General features: G+C 66.8%; 12 protein-coding genes. 5 read left to right on the forward strand and 7 right to left on the reverse strand.

All coding sequences use genetic code 11. The features are described 5' to 3' along the window. Positions 1 to 149 precede the first annotated feature (149 nt). Positions 150 to 926, forward strand: coding sequence for a methyltransferase domain-containing protein (locus tag BBSC_RS04365; protein WP_033519062.1), 777 nt, complete (start codon positions 150 to 152; stop codon positions 924 to 926). Here BBSC_RS04365 and BBSC_RS14190 read toward each other — a convergent pair. Beyond that, entirely contained in the window at positions 916 to 1,518 is a 603-nt protein-coding gene (locus BBSC_RS14190; protein ID WP_231649130.1) for a TetR/AcrR family transcriptional regulator, read from the reverse strand. The two genes, BBSC_RS04365 and BBSC_RS14190, sit on opposite strands and share 11 nt — an antisense overlap. 140 nt (positions 1,519 to 1,658) lie before the next feature. On the opposite strand from BBSC_RS14190, the gene BBSC_RS04375 reads away from it, so the two are divergent. Further along, complete coding sequence (locus tag BBSC_RS04375; RefSeq protein ID WP_033519061.1) at positions 1,659 to 2,273, forward strand: hypothetical protein; 615 nt, start codon at positions 1,659 to 1,661, stop codon at positions 2,271 to 2,273. Between the two features lie 73 nt (positions 2,274 to 2,346). Here the strand turns inward: BBSC_RS04375 and BBSC_RS04380 are convergent, their stop codons facing one another. Continuing rightward, positions 2,347 to 4,746: a cation-translocating P-type ATPase gene (locus BBSC_RS04380; protein WP_046726144.1), complete on the reverse strand. Its 2,400-nt coding sequence runs from the start codon at positions 4,744 to 4,746 to the stop codon at positions 2,347 to 2,349. A 96-nt stretch (positions 4,747 to 4,842) separates the two neighbouring features. After that, a complete protein-coding gene (locus BBSC_RS04385) occupies positions 4,843 to 6,276 on the reverse strand; it encodes an MDR family MFS transporter (protein ID WP_033519060.1) in 1,434 nt (477 codons plus the stop codon). 399 nt (positions 6,277 to 6,675) lie between these two features. Between BBSC_RS04385 and BBSC_RS04390 the strand changes: the two genes are divergently transcribed. Further along, a complete protein-coding gene (locus BBSC_RS04390; protein ID WP_033519074.1) occupies positions 6,676 to 7,305 on the forward strand; it encodes a sugar O-acetyltransferase in 630 nt (209 codons plus the stop codon). A 23-nt stretch (positions 7,306 to 7,328) separates the two neighbouring features. Then, on the forward strand, positions 7,329 to 7,886 hold the full coding sequence (locus BBSC_RS04395; RefSeq protein ID WP_033519059.1) for a TetR/AcrR family transcriptional regulator: 558 nt from the start codon (positions 7,329 to 7,331) through the stop codon (positions 7,884 to 7,886). 99 nt (positions 7,887 to 7,985) lie between these two features. On the opposite strand, the gene BBSC_RS04400 is transcribed toward BBSC_RS04395, so the two are convergent. From BBSC_RS04400 to BBSC_RS12800, 4 genes are all read right to left on the reverse strand, one after another. Then, on the reverse strand, positions 7,986 to 9,293 hold the full coding sequence (locus tag BBSC_RS04400; RefSeq protein ID WP_033519058.1) for a MalY/PatB family protein: 1,308 nt from the start codon (positions 9,291 to 9,293) through the stop codon (positions 7,986 to 7,988). A gap of 19 nt (positions 9,294 to 9,312) precedes the next feature. Then, positions 9,313 to 10,185: a DUF3737 family protein gene (locus tag BBSC_RS04405; RefSeq protein ID WP_231649136.1), complete on the reverse strand. Its 873-nt coding sequence runs from the start codon at positions 10,183 to 10,185 to the stop codon at positions 9,313 to 9,315. Between the two features lie 171 nt (positions 10,186 to 10,356). After that, on the reverse strand, positions 10,357 to 10,986 hold the full coding sequence (locus tag BBSC_RS04410; protein WP_144414412.1) for a hypothetical protein: 630 nt from the start codon (positions 10,984 to 10,986) through the stop codon (positions 10,357 to 10,359). Between the two features lie 27 nt (positions 10,987 to 11,013). After that, positions 11,014 to 11,271 (reverse strand): hypothetical protein, encoded by a 258-nt coding sequence (locus BBSC_RS12800; protein WP_144414413.1) that lies wholly within the window; start codon positions 11,269 to 11,271, stop codon positions 11,014 to 11,016. 134 nt (positions 11,272 to 11,405) lie between these two features. Between BBSC_RS12800 and uidA the strand changes: the two genes are divergently transcribed. Then, a complete protein-coding gene (gene uidA / locus BBSC_RS04415) occupies positions 11,406 to 13,232 on the forward strand; it encodes a beta-glucuronidase (RefSeq protein WP_033519056.1) in 1,827 nt (608 codons plus the stop codon). Positions 13,233 to 13,290: the final 58 nt, after the last annotated feature.

Genomic DNA, 13,290 nt, shown 5'->3' on the forward strand with positions numbered 1-13,290 from the left:
TATTAGCAATATTTGATAAAATAGGCAATAACTACTACTATATTAGTATTTATGTATGTCGATTGCGACGGTTGCCGGCGGGTGGCCTTGAAGGCCGGATGCTGGGACGGGGATGGTCGAACCGCGGTCGTGCGAATAGCGTGGGTGGTATGGTTACCTGGGATTCGGAACAGTATCTGCGATTCAAGAAGGAGCGCACGCAGCCGTCGCGTGATCTGGCGATGCAGCTGCCGCCGGACGACGGCGGCGTCCGGCGCGTGCTCGACATCGGCTGCGGGCCGGGCAACAGCACGGCCGTGCTGCGCGAACGCTACCCGCACGCCGAGATTCTCGGCGTCGACAGTTCGCCCGACATGGTCGAAGCGGCGCGCAAAGCCTATCCGGACATCGATTTTCGGCTGTGTGACGTGTCCTCGCAATTGGGCGAGCTGCCCGGCGGTTTCGACGTGGTCTTCTCCAACGCGTGCATCCAGTGGGTGCCGGACCATCCGCATCTGATTCCCGGGTTGCTGGGCCTCCTCAGGGCCGGGGGAGTGCTGGCCGTGCAGACGCCGATGAACTACGAGGAGGCGATCCACCGCATCATCGGCCGGTTGGTGCATTCGCCGAAGTACGCCGACAAGCTGCCGCAGCAGCGCGAGTTCTACACCCTCACGCCGCCCGAGTACTGGGAGCTGCTGCACGCGCATGCCAGCGCCTTCCGCATATGGAAGATCACGTACATGCACACGCTGCCCTCGCACGAGGCGATTATGGACTGGTATCGCGGCACCGGCATGCGGCCCTACCTGCAGGCGCTCGACGAGGCCGGGCGCAAGGAGTTCGAGGCGGAGGTCTTCGCGCAGGTGCGCGAGGAATACCCCGTGCAGTCGGACGGCAGCATCATCTTCCCGTTCCCGCGCTTCTTCTTCCTCGCTACGCGCTGACGTACCCGGCTTCCTGCGTGTGCGGCGTGATGCGGGGGAGCAGTTCCTCGGAGACGAAACTCCCGATTTCGGCGGGGTCGGTCATGATCGATCCGTTGAGCGCTGCGCGGAAGGTGCCGATGATGCCGGAGACGTAGAACTGCTTCAGGAGGATGCGGCGTTTGCGCTCGGCCGGATCGGCGATGGAATCGATATCCGGCTCGCCGGGGAACAGTATCGATTGCAGGAACGGCCAGGCGGTCTCCTCGGCGCGCGTGATGAACGCCGGGTCCCCGTGCGGGCCGAGCAGCACATGGCCGTACGGCATGAGCATGGTCGCCAGGGCCGAGATGGCCGGGCCCATCTCCAGCGTGCCGTCGTGCAGGCATCGCTGCAATATGACGTCCCGCTGCGCGAGCAGGTCGTCCTCGATCTGCTCGCGCACGTCGCGCACCGATGAGAAGTACAGGTAGAACGTGGCGTGGTTGTAGCCGGCGAGTTCGGTGATCTGGCGCACCGAGATCTTCTCGATCGGCTTGGTTTCGTACAACTGCCAGAACGCCTCCTGCATCTTCTCCGGCGCGGTTTGCTCATCCGATTTCGGTCGTCCCATGGCGTTTCCTTTCATGCTTGCGGCTCTCCGCTGGCGGGAAGCCGTCGGCTGTGCCGACTGAAGGGTGGTCGGCGAGATGATCTCATCGACTCCTTCTAACCCAACAGCAGATCGAATCCGCGACCACGCTCGCCCAGGCCATGACCAAGGCCCAGTCCGGCACCGCCACCAAGACCGACGACAAGAACACCCCGACCGTCACGCTGAAGGTCGACAACTCGAAGAGCCCGCTCGTCTCCAACCTGCTGCAGCAGAGCATCCCGACCGCGCTGGCATCGACCGGCGCCACCGTGAACGTCAAGGTGCTCAACAAGGGCAGCCTCAAGTCCCACAGCAGCCTGCGCACCGCCTCGATGATGAGCCAGAACGTGCTCATCATGCCGACCTACATGATGTCGATGCTCGTCGCGATCCTGCTCATTGGCGAATTCGGCCGTAAGTACTACGCCACCAAGTCGGAGCGCTGGATCGCCTTCGGACGCCAGCTCGTCGCCGCACTTGGCTGGTCGGCCGTCGTGGCATTCGGATCATGCTGCGCCCTGTGGATGACCGGTTCCGGCTTCCCTCCGGCCGCGATGTTCTGTTTCCTGTGGCTCGCCAGCTTCGCGCTGATGACCGTGTTCCTGGGCTTGCAGAACATCAGCAAGGTGCTCGGCACGGTCTGCGGTGCGCTTGGCATGGGCCTCGGCATGACCAGCGGCCTGCTGCCGCTCGCCAAGGCCAAGAAGGCCAAGGTCGAGGTCGAGGCCAAGTAGCCGGCCCCGTTCGTCGAACACGCCGCTCAACGGGACCGACATGCTCCCCGGGGGGCGTGTTTGTGCCGCCTGCTCAGTGGCGGCGGGGGCGCTGGCCGCCGCGCGCGGCGAGGGCGCGCTGCACGCCGATGATCGCGGCCGCCGCCGCGGCCATGATCGCCAGCGACACGGCGAACCATCCCCACATCGGCGCGCTGACCGCCGTCACCTCGAACAGGTGCGGCAGGATCAGCAGCGCGAGCGGCGTGCCGAGCGCCATCGTCGCACACACGAACGCGCGGATCCTCGTGAACGGCACGCAGCTGCGAACCACGGCGATCATGGACATGGCGATGAGCAGCGCGTACATCACGGTCCGGTTCTGCGCTTCCGGGAACGGGGCGATCAGGCTGAACGCGACGATCATGCCGGTCACGGCCAGCGCGAACGGCGCGGCCTTGCCGAGCGCGGTCGGCAGGAATCGGCCGCGGATGCGGGCGGTGTCCGACTCGAAAATCGTCAGGAACGACGGCCACGCCTCGATGCAGGCGTCCACCAGCGTGATCTGGATCGGGATGAACGGGAACGGGATGTTCAGCGCCAGGCAGAAGAACGAGACCAGCACCGAGTAGATCGTCTTGATGAAGAACACGGCGGCGGTGCGCGTCACGTTGTTGACCACCTTGCGGCCCTCCAGCACCACCTGCGGCAGATGCGTGAAGTCGGATTCGAGCAGCACGATCTGCGCGATCTGGCGGGCGGCGTCCGAACCGGAGGCGATGGCGATCGAGCAGTCGGCCTCGCGCAGCGCGAGCAGGTCGTTCACGCCGTCGCCGGTCATGGCCACCTGATGGCCGGCGCGCTGCATGGCCTGCACCAGCTGGCGCTTCTGCTTCGGCGTGACGCGGGAGAACACGGTGAAGCGGGCGGCCACGTCGTCGAACACGTCGTCCGGGGCGTCGGCTGGGATGGCGGTCATGTCGATCACGTTGTTCCAGTGCTCTAGGCCGGCCTGCATGGTCACGGCGGCCACGGTGCGCGGATGGTCGCCGGAGATGACCTTCACCTCGACGCCCTGGTCGCGGAAGTACCGGAGCGTCTCCTTGGCGCGCGGGCGGATCGTGTCCTTGAGGGCGATCAGCGTCATCGGGCGCAGGGCCTCGGGCAGGCGCTCCTCGTCGCGCCAGTCGCCGGGAAGGTACCCCAGGGCGATCAGGCGCAGCCCGCGGTTCATCATGTCGGCGGCCTGATCGGGCAGGTCGGCGCCGAGAATGCGTTCTGGCGCGCCGAGGAACACGGTCACGGCGCCGCCGGCGGCGCCCGGCCCGGCTCCTTCGCCGCCGGGCAGCCCGGCGGCGAAGGAGATCGCGCCCCATTTGCGCTTCGACGAGAACGGTATGACATTGGCGGCGGCCGGGGTCGGGGCGCCGGCCGGGGACGCGGCCGCGCAGTATTCGCGCAGCGCGGTGATGGTGGCGTTGTTGTCCTCGCTGGCATTCAGGTAAGCGCCGATCAGGCGGCGGGCGTCGGCGTCGGCGATGCCGCCGAGCGGCACCACCTGCTCGACGGCCATATTGCCGTCGGTCAGCGTGCCGGTCTTGTCAAGGCACAGCGTATCCACATGGGCGAGCGTCTCCAGCGCGTAGATGTTCTGCACGAGGATCCGTCTCTTCGCGAGCCGGATCACGCCGGTGGCCAGCGACACGGAGATCAGCAGCACCAGGCCCTTGGGCAGCATGCCGAGCAGCGCGGCCGCCGAGGCGACCACCGAATCGTACATGGCCGCGTGCCGCAGCAGCGTCGCCTCCGTAAACAGCGCGATGCCCAGCGGGATGATCAGGAAGCTGGTGAACTTGGTGACCTTGCGCATCGAGTCGAGCAGCTCGGAGTGCACGCGCTTCTCCTTGCGCACCTCGTTGATCAGCGAGTTCGCGTAGTTCGCGTCGCCGACGTGCGTCACGCGCGCGTAGCAGCGGCCCGAAATCACCGAGCTTCCGGAGAACAGCTGGGCACCGGCCGTCTTGTCGACCGAGTCGCTTTCGCCGGTGAGCAGCGATTCGTTGACCTCCAGCGCCCCGGAGACGACCACCGCGTCGTTGCAGATCTGGCGGCCGGCATCGAGCACGATGATGTCGTCCTTGACGATGCCGGACGCCTCGATCTCGGTTTCGGCGCCGTCGCGCAGCACCACGGCCCGCGGCTGGTTGAGGATCGTCAGCTCGTCGACCAGCTTCTTCGCCTTGAGCTCCTGGGCGATGCCGATCACGATGTTGAGGATGATGATCGCGATGAACAGCATGTTCGTGTAGGCGCCGACCATGAACAGGATGATCGCGATGGCGAAGTTCAGCGCGTTGAACAGCGTGCAGATGTTCTCGCGCAGGATCGCGCCGACCGATTTGGTGACGCTGCGCGCGCCCGTCTCGCCCTCGCCGCGGGCCCGCCTCTCGGCGACCTCGGCGCCGGTCAGTCCGATGATATGTTCGTCTTGCACGTTTCCTCCGTGTGCCTCATCGATGGTCAGATGAGACACATGCTATCGGCATGCCACTGAGACGGCGCTAAGAAAGACGGTCCCGAACGCCGCAGGTCAGATCTCGCCGTGCTCGCGGATCAGGAACGACAGCGCGAAGGCGAGTGCGATGACGCCGGTGGAGACCGCGAACACGGCGGACACGCCGTGCGCGAGGCCCGCCGCCTGGCTGCCGGCGACCGATGCCGGCAGGGTGTTCGTGGTCATGATCGTGAAGTACACGGCGGTGCCGATCGCGGCCATCGTCTGGCGCAGCGTGTTGTTCATCGCGGTGCCGTGCGGGATCAGCGGCCCGGTCAGCTGGTTCAGCGCCGTGGTGGTCAGCGGCATCAGGCTGAACGCCACGCCGACCATCATCAGCGTGAAGCATGTGGCCGGGTACCAGGCGGGGGAGTCGACGCCCAGGCGCGAGAGCGCGAGCATCGCCGCGAGCATCAGCGCCAGGCCGGGCGTGGCCAGACGCTTGGCGCCGAACCGGTCGAACAGGCGGCCGGCGATGGGGCTCAGCACGCCCTCGACCACGCCGCCGGCCATCAGCAGCAGGCCGGACTGCAGCGCCGTGAATCCCAGCACGTTCTGGATGTACATGGGCAGGATGCTCATCGTGGAGATGAACGTGACGAAGACCAGCACGACCTCGATCATCGGCAGGGTGAACATCGGTCTGTCGAACACGCGGAAGTTGAGCATGGGCTGGCGCAGGCGCATCTGGCGCCCGATGAAGACGACCAACGAGACCGCGCCGACGGCCAGCGCGCCGATCGTGGGCGGCGCGGACCAGCCGTTCTGGCCGGCGACGCTGAACCCGTACAGCAGGCCGCCGAAACCGAGCGTCGACAGGACGATCGACGGGAGGTCGATGCGCGGATCGGTGCGTTCGGTCACGTTGCGCACGGTCGGGACCGCGACGGCGAGCACGGCGGCGGCGATGACGATCAGCGGCACGAACAGGAAACGCCATGGCAGGAAATCGATGATCAGACCGGACAGGGTCGGGCCCAGCGCCGGCGCGAACGCGATGACCATGCCGAACCAGCCCATCGCGGTGCCGCGCTTGTTGGGCGGGAACACGACGAACAGCACGGTCTGCAGCAGCGGCATGAGGATGCCGGCGCCGGTGGCCTGCAGGATGCGGCCGAGCAGCAGCACCCCGAAACCGGGGGCGGCGGTGCACACGATGGTGCCGAACAGGAACATGCCGATCGCGTAGAAGAACAGCTGCCGTGTGGTGAAGCGCTGGATCAGGAACGCGGTGATCGGGATCATGATGCCGTTGGTGAGCATGAACGCGGTGGTCAGCCACTGCGCGGTGTTGCTGGTGATGCTGAACTCGGCCATGAGATGCGGCAGCGCGGAGGTCATCAGCGTCTGGTTGAGGATCGCGGTGAAGCTGCCGACCATCATCACGAGGATGGGGATGAGCTCGCGTTTCGACGAAGGCGGCTGCGCGGCGGTGCGGCCGGACTGGTCCTTGAGCATGGTGATTTCCATAAGACACCTCGTTGCTTGCTGATACGACCCCAGCCGATCTCGGCCGGCGCGTGCGGTCCGCTCGGCGCGCTTCCCCCGACCCGTATCGCGCGGATCGGATGCGTGCCGAGCGGGACGGCCGCCCCGTGGCCCCTGCCGGTATTGCTCGCAACAGTCTATCGGCGTGGGGGACATTCGCATATCCGTTTCGCCATTCGTGTAATCGTTTCCAACGCGGCGGCATCCGGACCCGGCGGCCGGGGCTGGCCATGTGACACAATGGATGGTCGGGGCGATTCGCCGCAGGGACAGGTCGCCGAGTATCGAACCGTCGAGTATCAAACCGTCGAGTACAAGGAAGTGATGATGACCGATCCCCAGACTCCGGAGGCCGGCCGGCAGGCCGCGCCGGTTCCGCCCATGACCGATGAGCTCCGCGCGAAAATGGCGCCGATGTATTCCGGCGACGTCTATCTGCCGGACGATATGGAGGATTTCTTCGCCGTGCAGGCGGCCCAGCGCGATCTGCAGCTGGAGCTCAACGCCACGCCGTTGACCGACCGGCCGCGCCGTGCCGCGCTGATGAAGGCGTTCTTCGGCGCCGCGGGCGAGAACCTGTACCTGGAATGCCCCGTCTATGCGAACTGGGGCTGCAACACGTATTGGGGCGCGCACTGCTATGCGAACTTCAACCTGACGCTGGTGGACGACGGCGAGATCTTCATCGGCGACCATACCATGATCGGGCCGAACGTCACGCTGGTGGCCACGGGGCACCCGGTGCGCCCCGACCTGCGCCGCATCTACGCCCAGTACTCCCTGCCCATCCACATCGGCGCGAACGTGTGGATCGGCGCGAACGTGACGGTGCTGCCCGGCGTCACGATCGGCGACAACGCCGTGATCGGCGCCGGATCGCTGGTCACCAAGGACATCCCGGCCGACACGGTGGCGTACGGCAGCCCGTGCAGGGTGGTGCGCGAGATCAACGAGCACGACGACGTCTATTATTGGCGCGACCGCAAGCTCGGCGAGCGCTTCGCCCGGTAGCGCGCGATCGGGAGGGGGAACGCATGGCCGAAACGACCCGTCGGGTCGACCCGGAGCGCAAGCAGCGCATCATCGACGCATGCCTCGACGTGATCGCCGAGCGCGGCGTGACCGGCACCTCGCACCGCGTGGTCGCCGCGGCCGCGCATGTGCCGCTCGGGTCGATGACCTACTATTTCGACGGCATGGCCGATCTGCTGCATCAGGCATTCGAGCAGTTCGCGCAGCAGGCCATCGACCAGTTCGGCCGGCGCATCGACGGCGCCTCGACCGCATCACAGGCGTGCGAGGCGATCGCCGTGCACATCGAAGGCGATCTGCTGCGCACGCAGCGTGATCTCAACCTCAATCTTGAGCTGTACACGCTGGCCGCGCGCGATCCCGCCTACCGCGATATCGGCGAGCGGTGGATGGCCGCCAGCCGCACCCAGTACGAGCGGTTCTTCGACCATGAGACCGCGGTGCTGCTCGACGCGATGGTCGAAGGCCTCACCCTGCACCGCGCGCTCGGCAACGTGGCGCGCGATCCGGCGATCATCCGCGAGGGCATCCGCCGCATCGTCGCGCGCGAAGCCGTCTGATATCCGGCTCCCCTCAGGGAAGCTGAGCCGCGAAACAGACAGGTAGACGACTGGCATTCCGTCTGGCTCCCCTCTCTGAGGGGGAGCCAGACAGGAGATTCAGCGCAGCGCTTCCAGGCCGGCGGTGAGGCGGCGCAGACCCTCGCGCATGCGGGCGCGCTGGGTGGCGACGTTGATGCGGATGAAATCACGGCCGTCGCCGCCGAACTGCGCGCCGGGGGAGAAGAACACGCGGTGTTCGCGCCGCAGATAGTCGCACAGCCCGTCCGTATCGGCGAATGAGACGGAATCCGCGGTGTCGCGGGCGATATCCGGGTCGGCGAGCGACAGCGCGGCGTCGAAGGGGTCGACGTCCGGCTCGCCGGCTTCCGCGCCGGCCTGCGCCTTGCCGCCACGCGTGAACGCCGAGCAGTCGAGCCACATCAGATACGTGGCATGGCCCTCGAGCAGCCTGACCTGGCGGTTGAGCGGCGCCGAGGCGTTGTAGGCGTCGATCATGGCATGTGCCTCGCGCTTGTTGTCGGCCAGATAGGCGCGCAGGGCGTCGAGCCACTCGCCGCCGCGCCCGAACGCGGCGATCGCCGCATCCACCGCGAAGGCGTTCGGTTCGGCGACCTCGTCGGTGTTGAGCCCGCGCCACACCTTGTGCCGTAGCACCGGATCGGGCGCCATGACGGCTGCCGTGTGCAACCCGGCGATATTGAAGGTCTTGGTCGGCGCGAGGCAGGTCACCGAATTCATCGCGCAATGCTCGCCGGCCGAGGCGAACGGCACATACCCGTATCCCGGGTCGGTCAGATCGCAGTGGATCTCGTCGCTGATCACCGTGACGTGGTGCTTCCAGCACAGCTCGCCCAGCCGCGCCAGCGTCGCGCGGTCCCAGATCATGCCGGTCGGGTTGTGCGGGTTGCACAGGATCATCAGCGTGGTCTGCGGGTCGGCCAGCTTGGACTCCAGATCGTTCCAGTCGACCGAGTAATGGCCGCGGCCGTCGTAGGCCAGGGGCGCCTCGAGCGCGCGGCGGCCGTTGTTGAGGATCGAATTGAAGAAGATATTGTACACCGGCGTCTGGATCAGCACGTTCTCGGCCGGCGTCGTCAGCTTGCGCACCATGCTCGAGATCGCCGGAATCACGCCGGTGGTGAAGATCAGCGATTCCGGGTCGATCGTCAGGCCGTGGCGGTCCTTCCACCAGTCGGCGTAGGCGCGGTTCCATTCCGGCGGCACGATCGAATAGCCGAACACGCCGTGGTCGAGCCGCCGGCGCAGCGCCTCGCGGATCGCCGGCGCGGTGGCGAAGTCCATATCCGCCACCCACATCGGCAGCGCGTCGCCGGCCTCCTCCCACTTGAGGGAGAACGTGCCCGACCGGTCGATCGGTGTATCGAAGTCAAAGCCAGCAGCCATGTCCAGTCCTTTCAAGCGGCTATTCGCGCGGCGTCTCGCCGGTGATGATCGTCGTGGCGCCCGGATCGATCCGGTCCGCCTCGAGCGCGAGTTCGTCGATGCGCTCGGCGCGGATCACCCCGCCCGCGGGGTTGACCACGCCGTCGATGGCGCCCTGCACATCGGCGTCGACCGTCGAATATTCGAAGGCCCGTGTGGTGTTGATCAGGCGGCAGCGCTTCAGCACGAGATTGTCGATGTAGCACAGGCCCTGCAGGCTTTCGATCGTGCAGTTCTCGAAGGTGAGGTTGCGCGAGTTCCAGCCGAGGTACTCGCCCGAGATGTAGGAGTCGCGCACGGTGACGTTCTCGGTGTTCCAGAAGGCGTCCTTGCTGATGAGCCGCGAATTGGTGACGGTGATGTCGCGGGCCCCGTCGAAGGGATAGTTGCCGACCAGCCTGAGGCTGTGGGCGGTGACGTTCGTGCAGTTCATGGCGAAGTAGTCGCCGCGCGCCACCACGTCGTCCAGTTCCACGTCGGTGCAGCTCCAGAAGGTCTCCTCGGCGTTGGTCAGGTCGGTGCGCAGCAGGGCGACGCCGTTGCAGCGGCGGAAGTTCTTGGGCGCCTCGATCGTGGAGTCCTCGACGTGGATGTGGTTCGTGTACCACACGCCGGCGCGCGCCATCTCGAACCAGGTGCAGCCGCGCGCGACGATGTTCTCGGCGTACCACAGCGGGTATTTCCACTGGAACGCGCTGTCGATCAGCTCGATGTCGCGCGAGTGCTTCAGCGGCGATTCGCCGTCGGCGAAGATCGTGTCGGTGTATACGGCGTCGTGCGCGAAGAATTCGGCGCGCTCGCCGGTCAGACGGGCCTGACGCACCTGCCGGCGCGCCTGATTGGCATTGCTCACTGTCATGCTCCTTGTGTTGTGCTGAGCAACAACCTAGAAACCTCAAGCACTCGAAGTCAAACGGAAGATCGTGTTTTGTCGAGGGCGTAATGCGTGGCGGCGGGACGGTTCCGATCCGGCCCGCCGCGAACGCCCAAAGCCGCCGATCGGGGGTTTGTGCCTGTGCCCACCCTATCGGTGGTAGGAGCAGCGGACGCGGCCGGCCGTGTACGCGTCCATCATGCGGTGGTAGATCTCCCGGTCGCCGCGCAGCAGCCCGGTCAGCGGCTCCGGGTCGGACGGGAAACGCTTCAGGGCCCGTGCGTATTCGTCGCGGTGGTAGCTCAGCGGCACCACCGGCACGGCGTCGATGCGCAGCAGTTCCTTGAACAGGACCAGCCCGGCGAGCCTGCCGTCGCCGTCGGCGAACGGGTCGGCGGCCGCGAGCGCATGGTATGCGACGGCTATGGCGGCCGGGTCGTCGGCAAGGGACGCGCAGCGGGCGAGCGCCTGGTCCAAGTCCGCAGAGGATGCGACCGTTCCGGGCACGGCGGCCGCATCGGCCGTGGCGGATCCGTCGGACGTGGCCGCCGTGGCCGGCGTCCGGCCGTCGCCGTGCCGCAGCATATCGTGGAGCGTGCCGATCAGACCGGCGTCGAGCGGATCGTCGACATGCCCGAGCAGCCAGTCGAACGCGCGGAAATGGTTGACGGCCGCGGTGACGTCGGCCGCCGGAGCGTCGGCGTCCAGGTCGCCCGGGCGCAACGAGCCGGTGACGAACAGCAGGGAGATCTGCGCCGGCGTCAGCGTGGAACCCGCCATGCGGTTCGCGTGATAGGCGAACAGCACCTACGTGTTGTAGTACAGCCCGTGGTCCCGGTACTGCCCGCGCTCGTACGTCAGCCAATCGACGAGTCTCATGCGTCCCATATCCTTCCGCCCTTCCTTGGCTCCGGCGCGGTGCGGCCGGTTGCGGCATGCGCCGCCCGCCGACGGGCATGCCGATTCCGGGCCGGCGGGGCCGTGGCCGTCCCCGCGCATCCCGCGCGTGATTCCTACGCACAGTGTAGTCCGGCCGGCCGCGTTGCCGCCGCATGCGTGCGGCATGCGGCGCCGCGGGGGCGGCGGCTCCGGACAAATCAGCCCATCGGCGCAAACCGAAGGGGAACGGCGCCTCTGTGGGGCGCGATCGGCTATCGTGAAAACGGGAATGTTCCATTGATGGCCAAGGAGGCATGAGTATGGATGGCGCACTGTTGTACCCGCAGGTCACCGCGACGCGGCGCGTGCAGGGCATGGACGGCATGTGGGGGTTCCGCTTCGATCCCGAAGGCGTGGGGGAGCGCGACGGCTGGGCGGCGAACGGCCTGCCCGATCCGGTCGCGATGCCGGTGCCCGCCAGCTTCAACGACCTGTTCATCGACAAGGCGAGCCGCGACTACGCCGGGGATTTCTGGTACGAGACGGATGTCACGGTCCCCGGCGAATGGAGGGACAAGGATCTGTTCCTGCGCTTCGATGCGGCGACCCACCGCGCCACGGTGTTCGTCAACGGGGTGAAGGTCGGCTCGCACGAGGGCGGATTCACGCCGTTCGCGGTGCGCATCAACGACGTCGCCCGCTTCGACGAGCCCAACCATGTGGCGGTTCGGCTCAACAACGAGCTCAGCCACGCCTCGCTGCCGGCCGGTACCGGCGGCGCGCTGCCGGATGGTACGAAGCTGGCCGGCCCGTACTTCGACTTCTTCAACTACGCCGGGCTGCAGCGCCCGGTGCGTCTGCTCGCCGTGCCGAAGGAGGCGCTCACCGGGTACTCGACCACCTACGCCATTCACGGCGACGGTTCCGCCGACGTGCGGTACGAGGCCGAAACCAACGGCGGGCACCGGGTGGAGGCGCGGCTGTACGACGCCGGCGGCGCGCTCGTAGCCCGGGCCGACGGGGCGAAGGGCACGCTGCATGTGCCCGACGCGCATCTGTGGAACGTGCGCGCGGCCTACCTGTACCGCATCGAATTCACCATCGTCGGCGACGGCGGGGCCGTCATCGACCGCTATTTCGACGAGATCGGCATCCGCACGGTCGAGGTCAGCGGCCGGTCGATCCTTGTCAACGGCAAGCCGGTGTACCTCAAGGGATTCGGCCGCCACGAGGACAGCATCGTCAACGGCCGCGGCGAGAACCCGGCCGTGATCAAGCGCGACTTCGAACTTATGAAGTGGATCGGCGCGAACTCGTTCCGCACCTCGCACTACCCGTACAGCGAGGAGAACCTCAGAATGGCCGACCGCGAGGGCTTCCTGGTCATCGACGAATGCGCGGCCGTCGGCTTCATGGCCAGCCTCATGAACTTCCTCGACGCGGCCAACGATGCCAATCCGAACCGTGACCGCGGCTTCTTCGACGACCCGGTGGTGCGCGGCAAGACCATCGCCGTGCACAAGGAGGCGGTGCGCGAGCTGTTCGAACGCGACCGCAACCATCCGAGCGTGATCATGTGGAGCCTGATGAACGAGCCGGATTCCGCGGCCGACGCGGCCGTGCCGTATTTCAGGGAGATCTTCGGCTACGCGCGCACGCTCGACCCGCAGGGGCGGCCGCTGACCTACACGAACCTGATGTCGGCTGCGGCCGGCAAGGACAAGTGCCACCAGTTCGCGGACGTGATCTGCCTCAACCGCTACTACGGGTGGTACGTGCAGGGCGGCTACCAGCTGGCCGGCGCGAGGAAGGCCTTCATCGACGAGATGAACCGGTGGATGGAGGTCGAGCCGGACAAGCCCTTCGTCTTCACCGAATACGGCGCGGACACGGACGCCGGCGTGCACAAGCTGCCGAGCGTGCAGTGGAGCGAGGAATACCAGTGCGAGTACCTGGACATGCAGCACGAAGTGTTCGACATGTTCGACGCGGTGGTTGGCGAGCAGATGTGGAACCTGTGCGACTTCCAGACCGGCGAGGGCATCATGCGCGTCGACGGCAACAAGAAGGGCGCCTTCACCCGCGACCGCCAGCCCAAGGAGGCCGCCTTCCTGCTCAAGCGCCGCTGGGAGCGCAAGGGCGCCTAGTCATATAACATGGGCGCCGCCCGGCCGGAGAGAGGCTGGGCGGCGCCCATGGGAATTG

Source organism: Bifidobacterium scardovii JCM 12489 = DSM 13734, from assembly GCF_001042635.1.
Taxonomy (GTDB): domain Bacteria; phylum Actinomycetota; class Actinomycetes; order Actinomycetales; family Bifidobacteriaceae; genus Bifidobacterium; species Bifidobacterium scardovii.

What these genes read in the sequence shown, in the direction of transcription:
- BBSC_RS04365 (WP_033519062.1), top strand. Translation starts at nt 150, where the DNA reads ATGGTTACCTGGGATTCGGAACAGTATCTGCGATTCAAGAAGGAGCGC.
- BBSC_RS14190 (WP_231649130.1), bottom strand. Translation starts at nt 1,518, where the DNA reads ATGGGACGACCGAAATCGGATGAGCAAACCGCGCCGGAGAAGATGCAG.
- BBSC_RS04375 (WP_033519061.1), top strand. Translation starts at nt 1,659, where the DNA reads ATGACCAAGGCCCAGTCCGGCACCGCCACCAAGACCGACGACAAGAAC.
- BBSC_RS04385 (WP_033519060.1), bottom strand. Translation starts at nt 6,276, where the DNA reads ATGGAAATCACCATGCTCAAGGACCAGTCCGGCCGCACCGCCGCGCAG.
- BBSC_RS04390 (WP_033519074.1), top strand. Translation starts at nt 6,676, where the DNA reads ATGACCGATGAGCTCCGCGCGAAAATGGCGCCGATGTATTCCGGCGAC.
- BBSC_RS04395 (WP_033519059.1), top strand. Translation starts at nt 7,329, where the DNA reads ATGGCCGAAACGACCCGTCGGGTCGACCCGGAGCGCAAGCAGCGCATC.
- BBSC_RS04400 (WP_033519058.1), bottom strand. Translation starts at nt 9,293, where the DNA reads ATGGCTGCTGGCTTTGACTTCGATACACCGATCGACCGGTCGGGCACG.
- BBSC_RS04410 (WP_144414412.1), bottom strand. Translation starts at nt 10,986, where the DNA reads ATGGCGGGTTCCACGCTGACGCCGGCGCAGATCTCCCTGCTGTTCGTC.
- BBSC_RS12800 (WP_144414413.1), bottom strand. Translation starts at nt 11,271, where the DNA reads ATGCCGCACGCATGCGGCGGCAACGCGGCCGGCCGGACTACACTGTGC.
- uidA (WP_033519056.1), top strand. Translation starts at nt 11,406, where the DNA reads ATGGATGGCGCACTGTTGTACCCGCAGGTCACCGCGACGCGGCGCGTG.